The organism is Vibrio sp. 1874 (assembly GCF_033344395.1).
In the GTDB taxonomy this organism is placed as follows: Bacteria; Pseudomonadota; Gammaproteobacteria; order Enterobacterales; family Vibrionaceae; genus Vibrio; species Vibrio alginolyticus.
This window is the reverse complement of sequence record NZ_JAWPOR010000005.1, coordinates 127,152-149,110: the sequence shown is the minus strand read 5'-3', so window position 1 is coordinate 149,110 and position 21,959 is coordinate 127,152. Positions and strand designations below refer to the sequence as shown.

At 46.8% G+C, this 21,959-nt stretch carries 20 protein-coding genes; 9 read left to right on the top strand and 11 right to left on the bottom strand.

Annotated features, from left to right (window positions below; genetic code table 11):
* Positions 1-4 precede the first annotated feature (4 nt).
* Positions 5-496: a type II secretion system protein M gene (locus R8N46_RS12590; RefSeq protein WP_005383002.1), complete on the top strand. Its 492-nt coding sequence runs from the start codon at positions 5-7 to the stop codon at positions 494-496.
* A 1-nt stretch (position 497) separates the two neighbouring features.
* Positions 498-1,259, top strand: coding sequence for a type II secretion system protein N (locus tag R8N46_RS12585; RefSeq protein ID WP_062730773.1), 762 nt, complete (start codon positions 498-500; stop codon positions 1,257-1,259).
* A 292-nt stretch (positions 1,260-1,551) separates the two neighbouring features.
* Here R8N46_RS12585 and cysQ read toward each other — a convergent pair whose 3' ends face one another.
* The 4 genes from cysQ to R8N46_RS12565 form a co-directional block, all read right to left on the bottom strand.
* On the bottom strand, positions 1,552-2,379 hold the full coding sequence (cysQ, locus tag R8N46_RS12580; RefSeq protein WP_005379308.1) for a 3'(2'),5'-bisphosphate nucleotidase CysQ: 828 nt from the start codon (positions 2,377-2,379) through the stop codon (positions 1,552-1,554).
* 44 nt (positions 2,380-2,423) lie between these two features.
* Positions 2,424-2,993 (bottom strand): ADP compounds hydrolase NudE, encoded by a 570-nt coding sequence (gene nudE, locus R8N46_RS12575; protein ID WP_005379309.1) that lies wholly within the window; start codon positions 2,991-2,993, stop codon positions 2,424-2,426.
* A 176-nt stretch (positions 2,994-3,169) separates the two neighbouring features.
* Entirely contained in the window at positions 3,170-3,754 is a 585-nt protein-coding gene (nfuA, locus tag R8N46_RS12570) for a Fe-S biogenesis protein NfuA (RefSeq protein WP_005379313.1), read from the bottom strand.
* A gap of 97 nt (positions 3,755-3,851) precedes the next feature.
* Entirely contained in the window at positions 3,852-4,577 is a 726-nt protein-coding gene (locus tag R8N46_RS12565; protein WP_213972343.1) for a ComF family protein, read from the bottom strand.
* Between the two features lie 84 nt (positions 4,578-4,661).
* On the opposite strand from R8N46_RS12565, the gene bioH reads away from it, so the two are divergent.
* Both bioH and R8N46_RS12555 read left to right on the top strand, forming a co-directional pair.
* On the top strand, positions 4,662-5,429 hold the full coding sequence (gene bioH / locus R8N46_RS12560; RefSeq protein WP_181881270.1) for a pimeloyl-ACP methyl ester esterase BioH: 768 nt from the start codon (positions 4,662-4,664) through the stop codon (positions 5,427-5,429).
* A 124-nt stretch (positions 5,430-5,553) separates the two neighbouring features.
* Positions 5,554-6,018 carry a hypothetical protein gene (locus R8N46_RS12555; protein WP_005379316.1) on the top strand — a complete coding sequence of 155 codons (465 nt, stop codon included), beginning with the start codon at positions 5,554-5,556 and terminating at the stop codon, positions 6,016-6,018.
* 104 nt (positions 6,019-6,122) lie between these two features.
* Here R8N46_RS12555 and R8N46_RS12550 read toward each other — a convergent pair whose 3' ends face one another.
* A complete protein-coding gene (locus tag R8N46_RS12550; protein WP_213972344.1) occupies positions 6,123-8,444 on the bottom strand; it encodes a Tex family protein in 2,322 nt (773 codons plus the stop codon).
* Between the two features lie 229 nt (positions 8,445-8,673).
* Between R8N46_RS12550 and R8N46_RS12545 the strand changes: the two genes are divergently transcribed.
* The 5 genes from R8N46_RS12545 (at position 8,674) to envZ (ending at position 13,908) form a co-directional block, all read left to right on the top strand.
* Positions 8,674-10,554 carry an ATP-dependent zinc protease gene (locus R8N46_RS12545; RefSeq protein ID WP_086013892.1) on the top strand — a complete coding sequence of 627 codons (1,881 nt, stop codon included), beginning with the start codon at positions 8,674-8,676 and terminating at the stop codon, positions 10,552-10,554.
* Positions 10,555-10,671: 117 nt separating this feature from the next.
* Positions 10,672-11,163 (top strand): transcription elongation factor GreB, encoded by a 492-nt coding sequence (greB, locus tag R8N46_RS12540; protein ID WP_005379321.1) that lies wholly within the window; start codon positions 10,672-10,674, stop codon positions 11,161-11,163.
* Positions 11,164-11,268: 105 nt separating this feature from the next.
* On the top strand, positions 11,269-11,664 hold the full coding sequence (locus R8N46_RS12535) for a DUF1090 domain-containing protein (RefSeq protein ID WP_017635004.1): 396 nt from the start codon (positions 11,269-11,271) through the stop codon (positions 11,662-11,664).
* Between the two features lie 129 nt (positions 11,665-11,793).
* Positions 11,794-12,513: a two-component system response regulator OmpR gene (gene ompR / locus R8N46_RS12530; RefSeq protein WP_005379333.1), complete on the top strand. Its 720-nt coding sequence runs from the start codon at positions 11,794-11,796 to the stop codon at positions 12,511-12,513.
* A 102-nt stretch (positions 12,514-12,615) separates the two neighbouring features.
* Positions 12,616-13,908, top strand: a complete 1,293-nt coding sequence (gene envZ / locus R8N46_RS12525) for a two-component system sensor histidine kinase EnvZ (protein ID WP_017635003.1) — start codon at positions 12,616-12,618, stop codon at positions 13,906-13,908.
* A gap of 71 nt (positions 13,909-13,979) precedes the next feature.
* Here the strand turns inward: envZ and R8N46_RS12520 are convergent, their stop codons facing one another.
* From R8N46_RS12520 to gmk, 6 genes are all read right to left on the bottom strand, one after another.
* Positions 13,980-15,368: a uracil-xanthine permease family protein gene (locus R8N46_RS12520; protein ID WP_047103752.1), complete on the bottom strand. Its 1,389-nt coding sequence runs from the start codon at positions 15,366-15,368 to the stop codon at positions 13,980-13,982.
* 233 nt (positions 15,369-15,601) lie between these two features.
* Positions 15,602-17,683, bottom strand: a complete 2,082-nt coding sequence (gene recG / locus R8N46_RS12515; protein WP_213972345.1) for an ATP-dependent DNA helicase RecG — start codon at positions 17,681-17,683, stop codon at positions 15,602-15,604.
* A gap of 253 nt (positions 17,684-17,936) precedes the next feature.
* On the bottom strand, positions 17,937-18,620 hold the full coding sequence (trmH, locus tag R8N46_RS12510; RefSeq protein WP_017820702.1) for a tRNA (guanosine(18)-2'-O)-methyltransferase TrmH: 684 nt from the start codon (positions 18,618-18,620) through the stop codon (positions 17,937-17,939).
* A gap of 52 nt (positions 18,621-18,672) precedes the next feature.
* Complete coding sequence (gene spoT / locus R8N46_RS12505) at positions 18,673-20,793, bottom strand: bifunctional GTP diphosphokinase/guanosine-3',5'-bis pyrophosphate 3'-pyrophosphohydrolase (protein WP_005379340.1); 2,121 nt, start codon at positions 20,791-20,793, stop codon at positions 18,673-18,675.
* 39 nt (positions 20,794-20,832) lie between these two features.
* The gene (rpoZ, locus tag R8N46_RS12500) at positions 20,833-21,105 is read right to left on the bottom strand and encodes a DNA-directed RNA polymerase subunit omega (RefSeq protein WP_005379346.1); all 273 of its coding nucleotides are present in this window, start codon (positions 21,103-21,105) and stop codon (positions 20,833-20,835) included.
* A gap of 181 nt (positions 21,106-21,286) precedes the next feature.
* Entirely contained in the window at positions 21,287-21,910 is a 624-nt protein-coding gene (gene gmk / locus R8N46_RS12495; protein WP_005379347.1) for a guanylate kinase, read from the bottom strand.
* Between the last annotated feature and the right edge of the window lie 49 nt (positions 21,911-21,959).

The following is a 21,959-nucleotide window of genomic DNA, read 5'->3' as shown; positions in this document are numbered from 1 at the left end:
GATGATGAAAAATTTAATTTCTCAAGCTCAGGTTTGGTGGAGCAGCATCTCGCAGCGTGAGCAACGTTTGGTCATGGGATGTGGCGCTATTGCCGTTATCGGTATTATTTATTGGGGTTTATTACAGCCAATGAGTCAACGTGCGGAGCTAGCTCAGTCACGTATTCAAAGTGAAAAGCAGTTGCTAGCTTGGGTACAAGATAAAGCGGATGGCATCACTGCACTGCGAAAAAGCAGCGGGGTGAGCTACTCTAGTCAACCGTTGAATCAGTTGGTTTCTTCTTCAGCTCGTCGTTATAAAGTTGAGTTGATTCGAGTACAACCTCGTAATGAGAGCGTTCAAGTGTGGATCAAACCACTCGCGTTTAATCAACTAGTGGATTGGTTACGTTACTTGAAAGAGCAACAGGGTATTGAAGTCGAATTTTTAGATATCGACCGAACAGAGCAAGCGGGCATGATCGATGTAAACCGCCTTCAGTTTAAGCGAGGTTAAGGTGAAGCGAGCAGTACTTTACGTTGTTATCTTTATCGTCTTTTTTTCAGTCAGTCTTTTAATGGGATTACCAGTCTCTTGGGTGTTACAACAAGCACCAACAGTGAGAGGCCTGGACATTCAAGGAGCCAACGGTTCGGTATGGCAAGGTCAAGCTTCTAGTATTCGTTGGCAGCGCCAGAACCTTGGAGAAGTTAATTGGGATTTCCAATGGTCGAGTCTACTGACAGGTAAAGCTGAGTTTGCTGTGCGCTTTGGTCGTGGTAGTGAAATGGACGTTCGTGGGCGCGGTTTTGTCGGCTATAGCTTAAGTGATGGCCCTTATGCCAAAAACTTAGTTGCCTCAATTCCGGCGGTAAAAGTTGTTGAGCAAGCGCGCCTCCCTGTGCCTGTTGGTGTTGATGGGCAGCTTGAGCTGAATATTCGTCATGCGACTTATGCTGCGCCTTGGTGTAAGAACGGTGAAGGCACTTTAGTATGGAATGCCAGTGGTATTCAAAGCCCCGTTGGCAGCTTAGATCTCGGTCCTGTGATTGCCGATATAAACTGTCAGGATAGTGTATTGACGGCAACTGGTGAGCAGAGCAGCAAACAAGTCTCTGCGGCGTTTTCCGCTGAACTGATGCCTAATCAACGGTACTCAACCAAAGCGTGGTTCAAACCTGGTGCAGAGTTCCCATCCAGCATGGGGGAGCAACTGAAATGGTTGGGTAAGCCGAATGCTCAAGGTCAATATGAGTTTAACTACCAAGGGCGCTTCTAACCTATCGTGACAAAATCCAATATCTTAAAAGAGCTGCTATTGTGCAGCTCTTTTTGCTTTTGGATCATTGTAAGCTAAAACCTCTATTCGCTGTACATTGGGAATGAATGGAAATTTAAAACCATGATTTTTAATTGATTTGTTTTCTTTCGTTCAGCTTTACAGGCAATTGGAACATAGTAGGCCAAATACTCCAAGTGCTGTACAGAAGGTCAAAAAGAAAAGGCCACGAAGATATTCGTGGCCTTTCTATTGCTAGAATTTTGTGCTCTAAATTTTACCGATAGGGCGCTTAATCTTTGCGTTGTAAAATCTCATTCCAAGGTAAATCCGCATCACCAAGAACAATAAAATTCGGGTTTTCTAGTGTTTCCCGCTCGTTATATGACAGCGGTTCTAATTGCGTGCTGAGAATACGTCCGCCAGCTTCTTCAACAATGCATTGTGTCGCAGCGGTGTCCCACTCACCTGTTGGACCTAGTCGGAGATAGCAATCTACCGCCCCTTCCGCGACGAGGCATGCTTTCAATGCTGCAGAACCGAGCGGTATTAAGTCGTAATTCCAGGCGCTGCTCATACGGTTAGTAATACGATTGATGTCTTGGCGACGACTAATAGCAATTGCGATGCTTTGCTCTGGCTGTTCGTGTTTGTGTGTATGGATTTTGACGCTGTCCGACATGTCGGGAATTTTCCAGGCGCCTTTGCCATTATAAGCGTAGTAAGTCACGCCAGATACAGGGCCGTAAACGACGCCCATGGTTGGTCGATTGTTGTCGACCAACGCAATAATAGTGGCAAAGTCACCACTGCGAGCGATGAATTCTTGAGTACCATCAAGAGGGTCGACTAACCAATAACGTTCCCACTGAGCGCGTTGCTCTAAGCTTATGTCTGCGTCTTCTTCTGACAACACGGGAATGTCAGGCGTCAGATCACTCAAGCGTTCAGTGATGAACTTGTGAGCTGCAATATCTGCACTTGTTACGGGAGTTTCGTCACTTTTGGTGTAGGCCTCGTATTGCTTCTTTTCATATATTTCGAGGATCATTTGCCCAGCACTGCGGGCAATCTCGATGACTTGAGGAAGTAGGTGAGATAGATCTTTTGTCATTGGCATAAGTGATAGTCCTTACTCACAGTGTTATTCGGTTCTAATGACCGTTATTGGTTATGCTTGTGAGTGGTGTTTGGTAAGTGTTTCAGTGCCAACATTAGCGCTGTGATGCTTCGTGCTTCACAGAAATCCATGTGAGTTAATAACTCTTCGGCTTGCGCAAGTGGCCAACGCACAATTTCCAGTGGTTCAGGCTCATCGCCTTCTTGCTTCTCTGGATAAAGCGCCTGTCCTAAAAATAGAGTCATTTTGCTCGAAAAGTAAGATGGCGCGAGGATAACTTGTTTCAACGGGGTTAACTGATTACAGCCAAAGCCGATTTCTTCTTTTAACTCACGATCCGCAGCTTGGTGTGGTGTTTCTCCTGGGTCAATCAGCCCTTTTGGGAAACCTAGCTCGTAACGTTCAGTTCCAGCGGCGTATTCACGCACCAGTAATAAATCGCCTTGTTCTGTTACAGGGACTACCATTACAGCATCTCGTCCACTTGGCTTCATACGCTCATAAGTACGATGCTCACCATTGGAAAAACGAAGGTCGAGTGCTTCCACAGCAAACAGTTTGGATTTTGCAACCGTCTGGCATGAGAGTATCTCTGGTGGGGTTCGTTTCGGCATGACGCTGGCTCCTTGGTGTCGTTGGCGTTTACGAGATGCGTAAGATTCTTAATATATGAGAACTCCGCCTGAGTTTCTAGCGGATTTTACGAGTCGAGCTAAGCATCTCAGCATCACCTCAGTATCGATACAAAAATGGGAGACCGAAGCCTCCCATTTTCTGACAGTGTTTACTCTTAGTAGTAAGAGTGATCACCACGGTCATGTTCTGTAGCATCACGAACTGCGGTTAGTTCACCAATGAACTGGTTTAGCAGCTCTTTCTCGATGCCTTCTTTTAGTGTTACGTCAACCATAGAACAGCCATTACAACCGCCACCAAATGCAACAATCGCAACACCGTCTTCAGTGATCTCAACCAAGTTTACGTGACCACCGTGGCCAGCAAGCTGTGGGTTCACTTGAGTTTGGATAACGTACTCAACGCGCTCAACCAGTGGTGCGTCGTCCGCAACTTTACGCATTTTAGCGTTAGGTGCTTTTAGCGTTAGCTGAGAGCCCATTTTATCGGTAACAAAATCGATTTCAGCGTCTTCAAGGAATGGCAGGCTCAGCTCATCTACGTAAGCTGAAAAACCGCTGTAAGAGAGTTCAGTGTCGGTCGATTCTACTGCTTCTGGTGGGCAGTAAGACACGCCACACTCAGCGTTTTGTGTACCTGGGTTCACAACGAAAATACGAATGTTAGTGCCTTCAGGTTGTTGGCCTAAAAGGTTAGCGAAATGCGTTTGCGCAGTTTCTGTAATAGTAATATTTGACACGACGAATACCCGAGTAAATTTGTAGGTTACTGCTGCTATTCTACTCTTGTTGACGTATGGGTCTAGTCTTTTTGATGCTAAGGCATGGCGAAGCGATCTAGAGAGAACGAGGAGCAGGTGTTCTGCAGATGCAGTAAATATCGATGCTTTCTACGCCAACTTCAAGTAGTAAATGACATAATTGTCGGACGGTACTGCCTGTGGTGACTACATCATCGACGATGGCAACATGGGAAGAGTGAGGTTGCTTATTGAGAATAAACGCGCCTTTTAAGTTTTGTTCACGGCTTGTTTTGGTATTACCACGCTGTGATTGGGCGAGCTTTACTCGACGAAAGACCTTCGCATCAAAATTAGTCTGCAATTGCTTGGCGAGGTGTCGGGCTAAAACATCACTTTGATTAAAACCCCGGCGCAGGTAACGCTGCCAGTGCAATGGCACACTGGTAATGATTGGAGCTGGCGTGGTGATGCGCTGTGCCAGTTGCTCGGTTAATGCTTTTACATGCCAAGACTCTCCGTGATCTTTAAAGCGCTGTACTTCCCGTGAAAGGGGAAAGTCGTAATCGCCTAACGTGTATAGCCTTTGCCATGGCGGTGGCTCTGAAAGACATTCACCACAAATACTATCCGTACTCATTTCTTCTTTCTGTAATGATAAACCGCAGCGTTGACATCGTTTTACCGGAGTTAGGTATTTTAAACAGTGCTCGCACCAGCGCAGAGTATTTGTGTGGCTTGGTGTTTGAATAGGGAACTGACACAGGCCGCATTGACTGCTCAATACACGATGCATGATGTTTTGCCAGTGATGAGATAACATAGCGTTTATTCATGGTGATATTTTACTCAGCCTAACGCTTGGCTGAAGCCGTAGGGAATAAAATAAGTGGGAGAGATTGAGAGCATGAGCACGAAATTACACTGGCAGTCATTTGGTCAGGGACCAGATTTGGTGTTACTTCATGGGTGGGGCATGAATGGTGCGGTATGGCAGCAGACAGTCGAGTCTCTTCAACCTTATTTCCGAGTTCATGTGGTTGACCTTCCGGGGTACGGACATAGCGCCGAATCTCATGCTGAAGATTTAGACCATATTGCTAACTTGGTGGTGCAAGGTGCGCCAGAGAAAGCGATTTGGCTTGGTTGGTCCCTCGGAGGTTTAGTGGCGACGCATGTGGCATTAAATATGCCCGAGCGCGTGGTTAAGTTGATTACGGTTGCCAGCTCACCTAAATTTGCCGCAGAAAAACCGTGGCGTGGCATTCAACCGAATGTACTGAGTGCGTTCACCTCTCAGTTGCTAGAAGATTTCTCACTGACCATTGAGCGCTTTATGGCGTTGCAAGCGATGGGCAGCCCATCAGCGCGTAAAGACGTTAAACAGCTCAAGCAAGCGGTACTATCGCGCCCTCAGCCAAACCCTGAATCGCTGTTGGTTGGGCTAAACATCCTTGCTGATGTGGATCTGCGCGATGCGTTGACGTCTCTTTCTGTTCCAATGTTGCGTCTTTATGGCCGTTTAGATGGGTTGGTGCCAATTAAAGTAGCTAACGATTTAAGTGAACAGTTGCCTCATACCCAGCAGTTTGTTTTTAATCAGTCCTCTCATGCGCCTTTTATCACCGAACATGACGAATTTTGTGTTCAAATCCGAGAGTTTGCTCACGATTGAGCAAGTACGAGCGGAAATACCTCAAGTTGTTTAAAAAGTGGTCGATATAAAGGCTGGTGAGGTTTTATTAGCCAATAAAGCTAAGCCATATTGACGAGTTGGGCGACTCTGAGGAGGGTTCGCAATGATTGTGTCACCGACCAACGTAAGTGTGCCACTGATCGCCCCATCCGTGAATGTGCAGACGGAACAAGCAGCTCGCGACAATAAAGTCCGAGAGCCTGTAACGCCAACGGTCGCATTGGCCAAAACCAATGCAGAGCGAAAAGTAAAAGGTGACGACAAGCGCCGACGTCAGTCTTCTTGGGATCCTTCAGAGCATCCTGATTATGATATGGAAACGGAAGTCGACACGCGTTATCAAGAAGAGCCGGAAGATACACTAGAACGGCTTTTTAGTTTGCTTGCGCTCAAATCGTATAGTGAAGACCAGGGGAAAGGCTACGCGATCCGCTTTCGCTTACCAAAGCGCATTTTGGATGCTGCGATCAATGAAGGATTAATGGAAAAGCGCAGGAAGGTGATCAAGTTTCATTATGGTCATGCAGTCGCTCCCCATACCCCGTCAGAAGTGATAGCAGTATTATGACGACTCAATATCCTACTCAAACAAAAACGCTCCAAGCAGGTTGACTGATTGGAGCGTTTTCTTTTTAGTTATGAAAGCTCGTTAGCGGTGAAGCCTAGGTAAGGTTACTTTTTCGCTTTAGCAAACGCTGCAGCAAACGCACCGCCCATCGCGCTGTTCGATGACGAATCATCACGGCGAGGCTGACGACGCTGCGGTTGGTCATTACGACGTGGCGCTGCTGATGAGCGTTGGCTGCGGTTGTCTTGACCCGGTTCGTCGTTCATACGCATCGATAGACCAATACGCTTACGCTGCACGTCAACTTCCATCACTTTCACTTTGACGATGTCGCCCGCTTTCACCACTTCACGTGGGTCAGACACGTAACGATCTGTCAGTGCAGAGATGTGTACGAGACCATCTTGGTGAACGCCAATATCAACGAAGGCACCGAAGTTGGCTACGTTTGATACCACACCTTCTAGAATCATGCCCGGTTCCAAGTCAGATACCGAGTTTACACCTTCTGCAAAGGTCGCCGTTTTGAATTCTGGACGTGGGTCACGACCCGGCTTGTCTAACTCTTTGATGATGTCTGTAATGGTTGGAACGCCGAAGTTATCGTCGGTGTAATCGACCGCATGCAGACCTTTAAGGAAGCTTGAATCACCAATCAGTGCTTTGATGTCTTTGTTGTTCTTCTCAGAAATTGCTTTGACCACCGGGTACGCTTCTGGGTGAACCGCAGACGCATCAAGTGGGTTCTTACCATCCATGATTCGTAGGAAGCCCGCACACTGCTCGAACGCCTTAGGACCTAAACGAGGTACTTTCTTCAAGGTTGTACGTGCTTCAAAGCGACCGTTTTCATCGCGGAAGTCGACAATGTTCTGCGCGATGGTGCTTGATAAGCCTGCTACGCGTGTTAATAGTGCGGCAGAAGCGGTGTTCACATCAACACCAACCGCATTTACACAGTCTTCCACAATCGCATCTAGGCGTTTTGCCAACATAGATTGGCTTACATCGTGCTGGTATTGACCCACACCAATAGATTTCGGATCAATTTTCACGAGTTCAGCCAATGGATCTTGCAAACGACGTGCAATCGACACTGCACCACGCAGTGATACGTCCATATTCGGGAACTCTTTTGCTGCAAGCTCAGACGCTGAGTAAACCGAAGCCCCCGCTTCACTTACTATGATCTTCTGAACTTTCAGGTTGCCACGTTTGATGACGTCTGCGACAAAGCTGTCGGTTTCACGTGAAGCCGTACCGTTACCAATCGCAATCAAATCCACGTTGTACTTACGCACCAAATGCTCAACGATTTGTGCTGACTTGTCGTATTGTTTTTGTGGTGGGTGAGGGTAGATGGTTTCGGTTGCAAGCACTTTACCTGTTGAGTCGACAACCGCGATTTTTGAACCTGTACGCAGACCCGGATCGAGACCAAGTGTTGCACGAGGGCCAGCCGGTGCTGCCATCAACAAGTCTTTTAGGTTAGTGGCGAATACTTCAATCGCTTCGATTTCAGCGCGCTCTTTCATTGCGCCCATTAGCTCGGTTTCCATGTGCATCGATACTTTGATGCGCCATGCCCAGCTGATCACTTGCTTACGCCAGGTATCCGCAGGTGCGCTGCTTAGCGTTACGCCATAATGGTCGGCGATAATCGTTTCGCAGTAAGACTGACGAGCGCCTTCTTCCTGTTCTGGATCAGCGTTCATCGCCAATGTCAGGAAGCCTTCGTTACGGCCACGCAACATCGCCAGTGCTCGGTGCGATGGCACTTTGCTTAGGGGCTCGTTGTGGTTGAAGTAATCTTTAAACTTCTCGCCTTCTTGCTCTTTGCCTTCAACGACTCGTGAGACCAGTTCCGCATTGCGATTTAAGTGGTTGCGAATTTTTTCCAGTAAGTTTGCGTCTTCTGCGATGCGCTCCATGATGATCGCGCGAGCGCCATCCAATGCAGCTTTGGTGTCTGCGATGCCTTTGTCTGCATCAAGGTATTTGCTTGCTTCGCTTTCTGGCTCGGTTTGTGGGTGATTCCAAAGCTGATCTGCGAGCGGCTCAAGACCAGCCTCAATCGCGATCTGACCTTTCGTACGACGCTTGGGTTTGTAAGGTAGGTATAAGTCTTCAAGACGAGTTTTGCTGTCTGCCTGCGCGATCTCTTGTTCTAGCTCTGGCGTCAGTTTGCCTTGCTCTTGGATTGATTTGAGGATGGTTTGACGGCGATCATCCATTTCACGAAGGTAAGACAGACGACTGTCCAAAGTACGAAGCTGGGTATCATCAAGGCCCCCTGTCACCTCTTTGCGGTAACGTGCAATAAAAGGGACAGTGTTGCCATCATCAATTAGGGTGACAGCGGCGTTGACTTGCTCTGGGCGAACATTCAGTTCTTGAGCAATCATGCGACAGATAGCTTGGCTCATCCGTGTTTTCTCTTTTAATTCGGTTTTGGTTGTATAGAACATTGGGGTCGTTCGAAGAATTTGCAATGTTTTAAATTAACGAGGCAAAAATTTACCGGGCGCTGGTGGACATCAGTCAGATTTATGTCAAAACTGTAATTAAATTGAGAACTTATATCCGCAGTTATCGACTAACCTAATTCCACGGTTGTTGATATCACTAAATGTACCTCGGCTTATACGGATAATCATGATGAAAAAAATGTCTTTGGCGTTAGCGCTTACGAGTGCCTTACTTGTCGCCCCGCTTAGTTGGGCGCAGTCTATCTCAGGAACCACACAAGCTCCCGTTTATCAGCTCGATAACAAATTGGTACTAGGGCGTGTGGAGAGCGTCTACTACAGTGACATTCCGGAACTAAAAGCGGTGCCATTTATTGGCAAGATTGATACTGGTGCAGATACGACATCGATGCATGCGGAGAATATCCATGTCAGTAGCTCACACCCAGATTACCAAGATTTGAAAGATAACGAGTTACTTTGGGCGATTGTCGATGACTTAGGTGGTACGAAGGCAAAGTGGGACGCCGACAGCTTTAAGCCATATCAAGTAAAGGTTAGCTTTACGGTTCCTCACCCTTATACAGGGAAGGAAATACAGATTACCGATGATCTGGAAAGAGTGAGCGCGATTCGCAGTCGAACAAGCAAAAAGCCCATCCTACGCCCGACAATAAAAATGCCGATGACAATCGCTGGTCACACCGTTGATACGGAAGTGAACCTGACCAAGCGTACGCAATTCTCTTCTCCTATCTTGATTGGTAAAACCTATCTCGATGATAACGCATGGGTCTTCGCTGGTTACGATTACCTTCAAGAACAGCCACGCGCAAAAATGATTGGCAAAAAAGAGACGGTTGAAGTCGAAGGTGTGCCATATAAGATCAGCATCTCAACTTCTAGCCGTTATACCAACGTCCATGCACTGGACATCAAGGTAGACAAAAAGCATAACGAAGTCTCTTTTATGTTAGAGGGCGAGAATGGCAAGCGTCATCCAATGACATTACCCTTGGTACGAATGCTGAAAACGACCAAAAGCGAGCGCCCTTTAGTCTATTTACCCGTCAAAGTCGGCGAAAATGAAACTCAACGTTGGTTGGTGTATCTGCGTGATCGCAGTAAGTTCAGTTCGCAAATTCGCTTAGGTCGGGACGTCGCGAGTCAGCACTTTGTTATTGATACGGACAGAGAAAATCTATTGGGTGGCGTAGAAAAAACGTTCAAAAGCGCACTCAAATCAAAACCTCTTGTCGTTTCACCAGAAGAACAGGTCACCATTGATGGTTATACCGTCCCTGCTTACCCCACTTTTACTGTGAAAACGCCATTACTGCGTGTAAATGGGTTTGAAGTAACAGAAAAAGGTAAGGATGAGTCCGTCACGTTTTATTTAATGAACGATGAGGGAAAAGAAGAAAAAATCACCAAACCAGTGTTGAAAAAGCTCAAGGTTGGCAGCGCGGTGCGCCCTGTTGTTGAAGGAGACTTTCTTCTCGGTAGGAAAGACACATCAATGAAGTTTGCGCTCGATGTGCTTGATGAGGGTGACACTCAACCCTTTTTCGTCTTTGGTCATGACATAGCCAAGGGTGGTGTGTTGCTGAACACTCGCGCAGACCATCTACTAGATGCAAGGCCACTTTTCAAAGCTGGCCATATCGAAGTAGCTGAAGTTGAGGGGATGTCTTTCCCTGTGAAGTTAGACACGGGTGCAGATGTAAGCTCAATCAATGCTAAGAACATCAAGCAGTTTAAGAAAGACGGCAAAGACATGGTGAGCTTTACCTATGAGAACGATCTTGGCATGAAACAGGCGTTTACCAAGCCTGTTGTTGATGTCATGCGTATTAAAGCTAAGAAAGGCGAGAAAGCGAACGTACGCCCTGTGGTTGAAATGCATGTTAAGCTTGGCGAATTAGAGAAGAAGATCCGAGTCAACTTACAGGACCGAGGTCGCTTCCATTACAGCATGATTTTAGGTAAAAACTTCCTAAAACATGGCGCGGTTGTTTCGAGTGATACGAATTACATCGTGACGCAAAAACCGGATTACGAAAAGTAACACTCTGGCCGCCTTATCACCTTGATACCCAAAGCCTGAACAACATTGGATCTTTGGGTATATCATCTCCTTAATGCTGCCAAAGAGCAGCATTTTTTAGTTGAGATAGGAGTTAATTTGAAAACTAAGCTGATTACACGAGAAGGTTACAACAAACTCAAACAAGAGCATGATTACCTTTGGAATGAAAAGCGCCCGGAAATCACCAAGATCGTCACTTGGGCTGCGAGCCTGGGCGATCGCTCAGAAAATGCGGATTACACCTTCAATAAACGTTTACTCCGTCAGATCGACCGTCGTGTCCGCTTCCTTCGTAAATTCCTGCCAGAAGTCACGATCGTTGACTATTCTCCGCAACAAGAAGGCAAAGTCTTTTTTGGTGCATGGGTGGAAATAGAAAATGAGGCAGGAGAAGTGAAAAAGTTTCGTATTGTCGGGCCTGAAGAGATTTATGGCGATGCGAAAGACTACATCTCTATCGATTCACCTATGGCGCGAGCGATGTTGAAAAAACAAGTGGATGAAGAGTTCACGGTACGCACCCCAGAAGGTGAAAAAGAGTGGTTCATCAACTCAATTGAATACACTCAACCGGCCTCAGAAGACTGAGGCTTTATCACCGATTCAAGTCTCATGAAGTTCACTAGAAGTGACTTGGGTCTCAACGTCAGAATATTTGGTATAAAGGCATGGTGCCTTTCTCGGAGAAGTAAAATGAACAAAGCAGTCATGTGTAGTGCTGCACTAACAATAGGTTTCTCACTTTCAGTTTTTGCTCAAGATGAAGTGAAAGGCTGTGACGCTAAAGAGTTAGCGGTAGAGCAGCAGCTTGAGTATGCAAAAGCGCAAGGTAATGAGCATCGCATTAAAGGCTTGGAGCAAGCACTTTCCGCTATCCAGAATGAATGCTCGGAAGGTGAGCTGCGCCAAGAGCTGCAAGCAGAAGTGGAAGAAAAGACTAAAGAAGTTGAGGAGCGAGAGGAAGAATTAGTCGAAGCTCAGCATTCAGGGAAAGCAGACAAAATTGAGAAAAAACGTCACAAGCTGGCTGAGGCACAGCAAGAGCTGCTTGAGGCCAAACGTGAACTGGAATGGAATTATGGTCAATAGTAGGTGCTGAAAATACCTGCTAGAGAGAGAATAAAGCGCTTAAGATAAAAAGAGTAACAATTTGCTTGAGCACGTTAGGAAAAACAGTGATACATTTTCGACAATAGACGCTTCTGAAAGGATGTTTCAATGCAAGAAAATCATAAAATTTTAGTGGTTGATGACGATGCTCGTTTACGTGCTCTATTGGAGCGTTACCTTTCTGAGCAAGGTTTTCAGGTACGAAGTGTCGCCAATGGCGAACAGATGGATCGCCTACTAACGCGCGAAAACTTTCACTTAATGGTGCTGGACCTAATGTTGCCAGGTGAAGACGGTTTGTCAATTTGTCGTCGTCTACGCCACGCGAACAATATGTTGCCAATCTTAATGCTCACCGCGAAAGGTGATGAAGTGGACCGCATCGTAGGTCTTGAGGTAGGGGCGGATGATTATTTGCCAAAACCGTTTAACCCACGCGAATTGTTGGCTCGCATCAAGGCCGTATTACGCCGCCAAACTGTAGAGTTGCCGGGTGCACCAAGCACGGAAGAAAAAGTGGTGGAGTTCGGGGAGTTCCGACTCAATCTAGGCACTCGCGAGATGTTCCGCGGTGATGAGGCAATGCCACTCACCTCTGGAGAGTTTGCTGTCCTAAAGGCGCTCGTGATGAATGCACGTGAGCCAATGTCACGAGACAAATTGATGAACATGGCGCGTGGCCGTGAATATTCTGCAATGGAACGTTCTATTGACGTACAAATTTCACGTTTACGTCGCATGTTAGAAGACGATCCGAGCAAGCCGCGCTACATTCAAACCGTGTGGGGCCTAGGTTATGTTTTCGTCCCTGACGGCAAAGAGGTGTAATCTCTTCACTCCATAGCCAGCACTTGGCTATAGCAACTTCAGCCTTCATTACCTTCCCTTTGAAGGCTGAAATTTCGCGATTAGGACCACTAGGAACGTTCCATGCGCATCCGAAGTTCACTGACACAATCTATTCTGCTGTTCATCTCTTTGCTTCTCGCGAGCCAAGTTTTCTCTTACTACGCCGTTTTTAACTACGCGTTGATGCCGAGTTTGCAGCAGTTCAATAAAATTCTCGCCCATGAGCTCAATTTGGTGCTTGATGATGAAGGACCTTTAAAGTCTGATGCACCATTAAGGCGTCAATTATTGGAAAGACTAGGGGTGACGGTTCACAGCCTTGACAGCGATAAAGCGGTTGAATTTCATCACGCGATGTCGATTGATTTGATGTCTGAAGAAATGAGCCAAGAGCTAGGTTCGCCCACCGAAGTGCGCTTATTGCTTGGCGATGAAAGTTACATCTTGTGGATGCACATCGAAAAGTTGCCGAACTCCATCATTCGTATTCCTTTATCTGAGCTGCAAGAAGAAGATTTTGCACCGCTGTTTCGTAACAGCTTGATTATGGCGCTGCTGATCATTGCTGGTGGTTGGTTGTTTATTCGTTTGCAAAACCGTCCACTTTTGGCTTTAGAGAGAGCCGCGAAAGACGTCGGTCGAGGTGAGATCCCGCCCCCCTTAGCAGAGAAAGGCGCATCGGAGATTCGCTCTGTAACTCGAGCCTTTAATCAAATGTCGAAAGGTATTCAAGAGCTAGAAGAAGACCGAGCCTTATTAATGGCGGGGATTAGCCATGACTTACGAACGCCTCTGACGCGTATTCGCCTAGCGACAGAAATGATGTCTCCTGAGGACAGCTATCTTGCGGAGGGGATCATTAGCGATACGGAAGAATGTAATGAGATCATCAGTCAGTTTATGGATTATCTCAAACCGGTGAACCAAGAATCGTTTGAAGCGGTTGATATCAGTACGATTGCCAGTGACGTCGCCAGTTCTGAAGGTGGTTATGAGGTTGAAATTGAAACAGATCTTAATCTTAACTTGCCGCCAGCCAAAGGAAGCGCGATTGCGATTAAGCGGGCGATCAGTAACTTAGTTGTGAATGCGCTACGTTATGGTAATGGCTGGGTCAAAATCAGCACTGGTGTGACAGCAGATAAGCAGCTAGTGTGGATTTCAGTAGAGGACAACGGACCGGGTATCGAGCATTCTCAAATCGCGAGGTTATTTGAACCCTTTACGCGTGGTGACACCGCTCGCGGTAGTGAAGGCACTGGGCTAGGGTTGGCGATTGTGAAGCGTATAATCAGCCAACATTCAGGTTCTGTGGTGATGCGTAATCGCAGTGAAGGCGGTTTAATCGCTCAAATCAGCTTTCCTACCAAGTAAGTCGATGGCCTGCACCCTTTAAACAAAAAGCCCAACCTAAATAGGTTGGGCTTTTCTTATTCTCAATAATCTTAAGACTCTTTCACTTCCTGAGGAAGTTCATCTTCGTCTTCCAGTTTCTCTGGCAGAAGTAGATTTAAAATGATCGCTGTGATGCCACCTGCTGCAACACCAGTTGAGAAAATACTCTTAATAAATTCTGGCATAAATTGCAGGATCTCTGGTTTTTGTGCGATACCAAGTCCCATTGAGAAGGATAAGGCCATGATCAGAATTGCGCGGCGATCGAGCTCAACACGAGAGATAATACGCACACCAGCGGCAGCAATCGTACCAAACATGACAATCGTTGCGCCGCCAAGTACTGGCTCAGGAATCAACTGAACAAAGCTAGCGACGCCAGGAAACAAGCCAAGAATCACTAACATGCCTGAAATAAAGTAACCCACGTAGCGGCTCGCGACTCCTGTTAGCATGATGATGCCGTTATTCTGGCTAAACGTTGAGTTCGGGAAGCTGTTGAAAACGGCTGCGATTGCAGAGTTTAAGCCGTCTGCTAACACACCGCCCTTAATGCGTTTCATGTACACTGGGCCTTTTACTGGCTCACCAGACACTTCAGATGTTGCGGTAATATCACCGATGGCTTCTAGTGCGGTAATAAAGAAAATCAGTACCAGCGGAATGAACAGAGACCAGTCAAACGATAAGCCATATTGCATTGGTACGGGCAGTGCTACGATCTCGGTTGCGCCTAGCTGAGAAGTATCTACCATCCCCATAAAATACGCCATGATGTAACCCACTAGCATCGCAATCACGATTGAAGCCACACGGATGTATGGATTTTTCGAGCGGTTTAAAATCACAATTAATCCAAGTACCGTCCCAGCCAGAGCAAGTTTGTCTAAGCTGCCGAAGGTTCCTTCATTTAATGCTGCGTAGCCACCGCCCATTGATACTAAGCCGACTTGAATCAGTGTGAGACCGATAAGAGTGACGACGATGCCTGAAACGAGCGGAGTGATGATTCGGCGGGCATGCTCCAATACGCGAGATAGGAAAATTTCTGCAAATGATGCGACTAAAATCGTACCAAAAATGGCAGCCATCATGGTGCTGATGTCTGCTCCACCGGCTTTCAGCGATAGGCCTGCACCAATAATAGGACCTAAAAAGTTAAAGCTGGTACCTTGAACAGAGAGTAAACCAGAGCCAATTGGGCCAATGGTGCGAATTTGAATAAACGAAGACACGCCTGACGCAAACAAAGACATGCTGATGATGGTGTTCGTTTGGTCTGCTGGTACACCCAAAGACTGACAGATGATCAGTGAAGGAGTGATAACCGCGACGAACATCGCCAATAAGTGCTGAAGTGCGGCAAAAATGGTTTGAGGCAAAGGTGGTCGATCGTTGAGTTGATAGACCAGTTCCGAAGATCGGTTTGAAGTTGTCATTGTTTGTCTCGCTAGTCGCAATATTTCCCTAGTTCTCGCTGAATGGGAGAGCAGGGTGGAGTTGACGTCGTTACCTGTGATTGCTGTTAATCAGAGTCAACTCAGGTTGGTGGAGTGTGATCTAACACACTTAAAAATTTCTGCGCGATTATAGAGAGATTTACTCAAAAAGCAAACGTTTGCTTTTGTTTTTGGCGTATTAAAAAACGAGCCATTTGGCTCGCTTTCAATCATTACGCTTTGGAGTAAATATCCCGCTCACCCAACCAGCGATCGATAATCGCTGTTGCGTTAGACGGGTAATTGTCATGAATATGACGCGCAATGCGCTGAACTTCGGGAATCAGACGTTGATCTCGAACTAGGTCTGCGATTTTGAAATCAGCAAGACCTGTCTGCTTTGTACCCAATAGTTCTCCAGGGCCACGAATTTCTAGGTCTTTCTGCGCAATGACGAAGCCATCGTTACTTTCACGTAGTACTCCGAGGCGTTTTTGCGCGGTTTTTGACAGCGGAGAGTGGTACAGCAGCACACAATGGCTAGCAACGGAACCTCGGCCCACGCGACCTCTTAACTGGTGTAATTGTGCCAAACCAAGACGTTCAGGGTTTTCTATGATCATCAAGCTAGAGTTTGGCACATCCACACCAACTTCAATTACTGTCGTTGCGACCAGCAAATGCAGTTTATTGTCTTTGAAATCTTGCATCACCGCTTGTTTCTCTGCCGGCTTCATTCGTCCGTGTACTAGACCAATTTTTACGTCCGGCAGTTTACGTTGAAGCTCTTCTGCGGTATCTGCCGCGGCTTGCGCTTCTAATACTTCCGACTCATCAATCAGGGTACACACCCAATATGCCTGCTTGCCTTCGTTTAAGCAGGCATTTCGGACACGTTCGACGATGTCGTCACGTTTTGTATCAGGAATGGCAACGGTTTGAATCGGCGTTCGACCCGGTGGTAGCTCGTCAATCACGGAAGTTTCCAGATCGGCGTAAGCGGTCATCGCTAAGGTTCGAGGAATAGGCGTCGCCGTCATGATCAACTGATGAGGATAAGCGCCTTGTTTTGCGCCTTTTTCACGCAATTCTAATCGCTGATGGACACCGAAGCGGTGCTGTTCATCAATGATGACCAAGGCAAGGTGATGAAATTCAACGTGCTCTTGGAATAGCGCGTGAGTACCCACTACCATTTTTGCTTCACCACTGGCAATACGAGCCAACTCGGCTTCCTTTGCCTTACCTTTGAGTTTGCCCGCTAACCAACCGACTTGAATACCCATTGTTTCAAACCAGTTTGCGAAGTTGATAGCGTGTTGCTCGGCCAATAGTTCGGTTGGCGCCATGAGTGCCACCTGATGGCCATGCTCAATGGCTCTAACAGCGGCCAAAGCGGCAACCAACGTTTTCCCCGAACCAACATCGCCTTGCACTAATCGCATCATTGGGTGCGGTTTTTCTAGATCGGCTTCAATCTCTTGTACTACTCGGGTTTGAGCGTTTGTAGGAGAGAAAGGCAGTTGGGCTAAAAGCTGCGTTTTTAGTTTATTACAAGGACCGAGAGGTAGCGCTGAATCCTTCTGACCTTTGCTACGCACTGCCAACATAGAGAGATTCTGTGCTAGCAACTCTTCCATGATCAAGCGGATTTGGGCAGGATGTTTGCCTTCGTCAAACTCATCTAAATTAATGGTTGGTGGTGGGCGATGAATGGTGTGCAGCGCTTGCGACATCGTGATTTGATGGTCATACAACCCCGCTGGAAGTAATTCCTGCACTGCGGTTTTATCAAGCAGGGCTAAAGCTTGTTCGGTAAGGTTGCGCAATGTGATTTGACGCAATCCATCGGTGGTGGGATAAACAGGGGTTAAGCTCTGTTCTACATCGGGCTTTTGCTCGCTGACGTAAAACTTGTAGTCAGGATGAACAATTTCCAAACCCATGCCACCGCGCTTAATTTCACCGTAAGCATGTACTAACTTACCTTGCGTGAAATTGTTCTTCATGGCTGCGGTAAAGTTGAAAAAACGCAGCGTGATAGTGCCATTACCGTCGCTGATTTTTACCGTTAGCATTTTGCGCTTACCGAAGATGGTGTCGACTGCCATGACCTTACCTTGCACTGCCGCCCAAAGGCCAGCATGCAGTTTGGCAATAGGGTAAATACGAGTACGATCTTCGTAGCGTAACGGAAGGTGAAACAGCAAATCTTGAACGCTATGTAAGCCAACTTTGGCGAGTTTTTCTGCGACTTTCGCGCCAACTCCAGAAAGGGAGGTTAATGGGACGGCAGATAACGTTTGGGCGGACATAGAGGGCTCAAGAAAATGGTTAACATAGCAGTATGTTAACCATGGAGCTGTGTTTTTGTACAGGAAAAAATAGTCATGCTTTAGTTAGTGTCATGATTTGACTGATAACCTATCATTCCGAGGAGCTTTAGCGACATCAGGATTCTATTTTCAACAAGTATGTCGCTGAAGTTAACACTATCAGCATCTGTATATTTGAGAATTAGATCCTGAACCACGCTCCTTCGCCGCCGTTCAGGATGACGAAAGTCTGTTACTTGCTTTGCATCTCTTGCCACCACGCGTCATCGGCGATGATTTGACCTTCTTCATCGAGTGGTGGGTAAACGAGCCCTTTTCGTTTCGCGACCTTTGCCAGCACTGGGTGACCACGTTCAAAGAGAATACGGTTGATTGTCTCTTTAGGCAGAGCGCTTTCTTCTCGGTCGTACATGCCTGCGGCTTCACGTTGACGTTGCGCTTCATACAAAATTACGGCACTGGCAACCGATACGTTTAGTGACTGCACCATGCCCACCATCGGGATAATAATGTCTTGATCAGCAAGCTGTTTGGCTTGCTCTGAAGCGCCAACCTTTTCGCTGCCTAAAATGATTGCCGTTGGTTTGGTGTAGTCGATCTCGCGAAAATCGACGGCGGTGTCCGAAAGATTGGTCACCAAAACCTGCATACCTTGCGCTTTGAGTTCGGTAATCGCAGTTTCAATCGAATCGTGAGTATCCACTTCAACCCAGTTACGCGCGCCAGCTGAGGTATGGCTCAGCGTACGCATTTTGTCAGGCCAAATTGCGTGAACTTTGTGTAAGCCTGTCGCGTCAGCGGTGCGGATCACGGCAGAGACGTTGTTTGGCTTATGTACTTCTTCGAGACAAAGTGTCAGATCAGTTTGGCGAGTTTTTAGGACTTGGTGAATACGGTTGTAACGTTCTAGGTTCATATTTATTGAGGTATAAAAAATCGCCACCTAACAGAGTAGGTGGCGATAGAGGTTAGTTCTTTCTGCGTCTGACTCGGGTTGCTTGAGGCATTGCCTTAATCTTACGCATGATACCAGCAAGGTGGACACGATCTTTCGTCGTCAACAGCACAGTCACAGTGTATAGACGACCATCACGTTCTTCCGTTGAAAGGCCATGAATGTTTGATCCTGTTTTCGAGATCACGTTGGTCAGTTCTGCAAGAGCACCTTGGTTGTTAAGCATGTCGACTTTAAGTTCAGCAATGAACTCTTTATCGTAGTCTTCAGACCAAGCGACAGCCATATAACGGTCTGGCTCTTTCTGATAACCACGAACATTCGGACATGTTTCTCGGTGAACAACCAAACCACGACCAGGCGATACGTGAGCAATAATGTGATCATCTGGGATAGGATGACAACAATTTGCAAACGTCAGCAATAAGCCTTCTGCGCCACGAATCGGAAGCTTCTTCTTCGAGTCCGTTGGGATTGAACTTGTTGTCGTGAGCTCTTCGGTGTCACCAAGGAGACGACGTGCGATCACAATGCTCATCAACTCACCCAATCCAATAGCAGCCAATAAATCATCGATGCTTTCTAGGCGAAGATCATTCAAGACTTCTTGGATATTTTCTGGATAAATTGAATCAATCGAGTGACGGCCAAGTGCGTGATTAAGTAGGCGACGACCTAAAGTAATCGACTCTTCACGACGCATCGTTTTCAGTACTTGTCGAATCTTAGTGCGGGCACGAGAAGTCACGACATAGTTCAGCCATGCCGCATTCGGACGCGCACCAGGGGCACTGATAATTTCCACCGTCTGACCGTTTTTCAATGCCTTACTCAATGGGTAAGGGTTACGATCAACACGAGCACCAACACAAGAGTTGCCTACATCGGTATGTACGGCATAGGCAAAGTCGACAGCCGTTGCGCCTAAAGGCAATTCAACGATACGACCTTTTGGTGTGAAGACGTAAATCTCATCTGGGAAAAGATCGGATTTTACGTTTTCAATGAATTCGAATGAGTTACCCGCGCTTTGTTGTAGCTCTAACAGGCTTTGCATCCAACGCTGAGCTTTCACTTGCGCAGTGGTGCCAGACTTGTCGCCTTTGTCTTTGTAAGACCAGTGTGCCGCGACACCTTTGTCCGCCATTTGATCCATATCTTCAGTACGGATCTGAACTTCAACAGGTACGCCGTGTGGGCCAACCATGGAAGTGTGTAGCGATTGATAGCCGTTCGCCTTTGGTACCGCGATGTAATCTTTCATGCGACCAGGACGTGGCTTATACAAGCTGTGTACTTGGCCTAAAACGCGATAACAAGTATCAGCGGTATCAACAACGACTCGGAACGCATAGATATCCATGATGGTATGAAAGCGCTGTTCTTTGGTTTTCATCTTGTTATAGATAGAGAACAGGTTTTTCTCACGACCAACGACGCGAGCATTCAAGCCAAAATCTTGCAGACGGCCTTCTATTTCGCTGTGAATGCGTTGGATCATCTCTTTACGATTACCACGTGCGGCTTTAACCACTTCTTTCAGTACGCGGTAGCGGTTGGGATATAGCGCCTCAAAGCCCAACTCTTCGAGTTCGGTTTTGATATTGTGAATACCAAGACGATGAGCGAGGGGCGCGTAAATTTCTAACGTTTCACGAGCAATACGACGCTTTTTATCTGGTCGAAGCGCGCCAAGCGTACGCATGTTATGCGTGCGGTCAGCCAGTTTGATCAGAATGACGCGGATATCTTGCACCATGGCCAGAACCATCTTACGAAAGTTCTCAGCCTGAGCCTCTTTCCTATCGCGGAATTTGAGTTTGTCCAGTTTAGATACACCATCAACCAATTCTGCGACAGTGTTGCCGAATTTCTCTTCGAGATCTTCTTTAGTTACATCACAGTCTTCAATGACGTCATGCAGCAAAGCAGCTTGGAGGGTTTCGATATCAAGGCGCATTTCGGCCAAGATACGAGCCACAGCGACAGGGTGGATGATGTATGGTTCACCGCTAGAGCGGGTTTGCCCTTCATGGGCATCTCTCGCTACCACATAAGATTGACGCAGAGCCTCAATCTGAGGCTCTGTTAGGTATTCTTGGGCAACGTCTTTGAGGCTATCGAATAGATACAAATTATAGGCCCGGGAGGTTGTTGAATTCTAAAGTCAGAATTAACGGTTGTGAGCGATGCTGCTTACTGCCGCTAGCTCTGCCGCTTCTTGCTCTTGCTGTTCTTGACGTTCACGAGCGTCTAGAACTTCTTTAGTAATTAAACCTTCTTCGATTTCGCGTAGAGCGATAACCGTTGGCTTATCGTTCTCTTCTGGCACTAGTGCATCTTTACCGCCAGTTTGCATTTGACGAGCGCGGCGAGCCGCAATCAGTACTAGGTCGAAACGGTTGCCAACTTTTTCAACAGCGTCTTGAACAGTTACGCGTGCCATGAGGACTCCAAATAGTTAACTAAAATTTTAGAATGACGAGAAAGTATACAACCTAACTACTTTATTTACTAGCAATTAGACAAGCCACCGTTTGTGGACTTTCTCAGGTAGTTTATTGTGTTTTTCGCACTGGGCAAAAAACGGGAAATTCTTTATGTTTTACAGCGTGACTTTTTTGAAGTTACTCTGCTAACAACGCGTCAAGCATACCTTTATATTTAGCAGCTTGCTTTTCTTCCTTCAATCTTTCAGCACGCAAGATAGCTTTAAAATCCATCAAAGCGGTATCAAAATCGTCGTTTACGATCACGTAGTCGTACTCGTTGTAATGAGAGATTTCCGACTTGGCTTCAGCCATACGCTTTGCGATCACTTCATCGCTATCTTGACCACGAGTGTTCAAGCGACGCTCTAACTCACCGTTTGATGGTGGCAGGATGAAGATGCTTTTGGCTTCTGGCATTTGTTCACGGATTTGGCGTGCGCCTTGCCAGTCGATATCTAGAAAAACGTCGATACCTTTATTTAGTGTTTCTTCAATCCATACACGAGATGTGCCGTAATAATTACCAAACACTTCTGCGTATTCTAGGAAGTCACCTTTAGCGATCAGGGCTTCAAACTCATCTTTCGCTACAAAATGGTAGTGGACACCATTTTCTTCACCAGGTCGCATGTTGCGCGTGGTGTGAGACACAGACACTTTCATTGCGTAGGTTGGGTTGCGTTCCAACATCGCTGAGATCAAGCTAGATTTACCTGCGCCGCTAGGTGCAGATACGATATAGAGAGTACCTTTGCCCATTGTACTGTTCCACTTTTGATTGGATTGATTGAGTGCCGAAGGAAAGTTC

Bases quoted from the DNA above. Each gene is read 5' to 3' on its own strand.
- R8N46_RS12590 (WP_005383002.1), top strand. From the start codon at position 5: ATGAAAAATTTAATTTCTCAAGCTCAGGTTTGGTGGAGCAGCATCTCG.
- cysQ (WP_005379308.1), bottom strand. From the start codon at position 2,379: ATGCCAATGACAAAAGATCTATCTCACCTACTTCCTCAAGTCATCGAG.
- nudE (WP_005379309.1), bottom strand. From the start codon at position 2,993: ATGCCGAAACGAACCCCACCAGAGATACTCTCATGCCAGACGGTTGCA.
- R8N46_RS12565 (WP_213972343.1), bottom strand. From the start codon at position 4,577: ATGTTATCTCATCACTGGCAAAACATCATGCATCGTGTATTGAGCAGT.
- bioH (WP_181881270.1), top strand. From the start codon at position 4,662: ATGAGCACGAAATTACACTGGCAGTCATTTGGTCAGGGACCAGATTTG.
- R8N46_RS12555 (WP_005379316.1), top strand. From the start codon at position 5,554: ATGATTGTGTCACCGACCAACGTAAGTGTGCCACTGATCGCCCCATCC.
- R8N46_RS12550 (WP_213972344.1), bottom strand. From the start codon at position 8,444: ATGAGCCAAGCTATCTGTCGCATGATTGCTCAAGAACTGAATGTTCGC.
- R8N46_RS12545 (WP_086013892.1), top strand. From the start codon at position 8,674: ATGATGAAAAAAATGTCTTTGGCGTTAGCGCTTACGAGTGCCTTACTT.
- R8N46_RS12535 (WP_017635004.1), top strand. From the start codon at position 11,269: ATGAACAAAGCAGTCATGTGTAGTGCTGCACTAACAATAGGTTTCTCA.
- ompR (WP_005379333.1), top strand. From the start codon at position 11,794: ATGCAAGAAAATCATAAAATTTTAGTGGTTGATGACGATGCTCGTTTA.
- envZ (WP_017635003.1), top strand. From the start codon at position 12,616: ATGCGCATCCGAAGTTCACTGACACAATCTATTCTGCTGTTCATCTCT.
- R8N46_RS12520 (WP_047103752.1), bottom strand. From the start codon at position 15,368: ATGACAACTTCAAACCGATCTTCGGAACTGGTCTATCAACTCAACGAT.
- recG (WP_213972345.1), bottom strand. From the start codon at position 17,683: ATGTCCGCCCAAACGTTATCTGCCGTCCCATTAACCTCCCTTTCTGGA.
- trmH (WP_017820702.1), bottom strand. From the start codon at position 18,620: ATGAACCTAGAACGTTACAACCGTATTCACCAAGTCCTAAAAACTCGC.
- rpoZ (WP_005379346.1), bottom strand. From the start codon at position 21,105: ATGGCACGCGTAACTGTTCAAGACGCTGTTGAAAAAGTTGGCAACCGT.
- gmk (WP_005379347.1), bottom strand. From the start codon at position 21,910: ATGGGCAAAGGTACTCTCTATATCGTATCTGCACCTAGCGGCGCAGGT.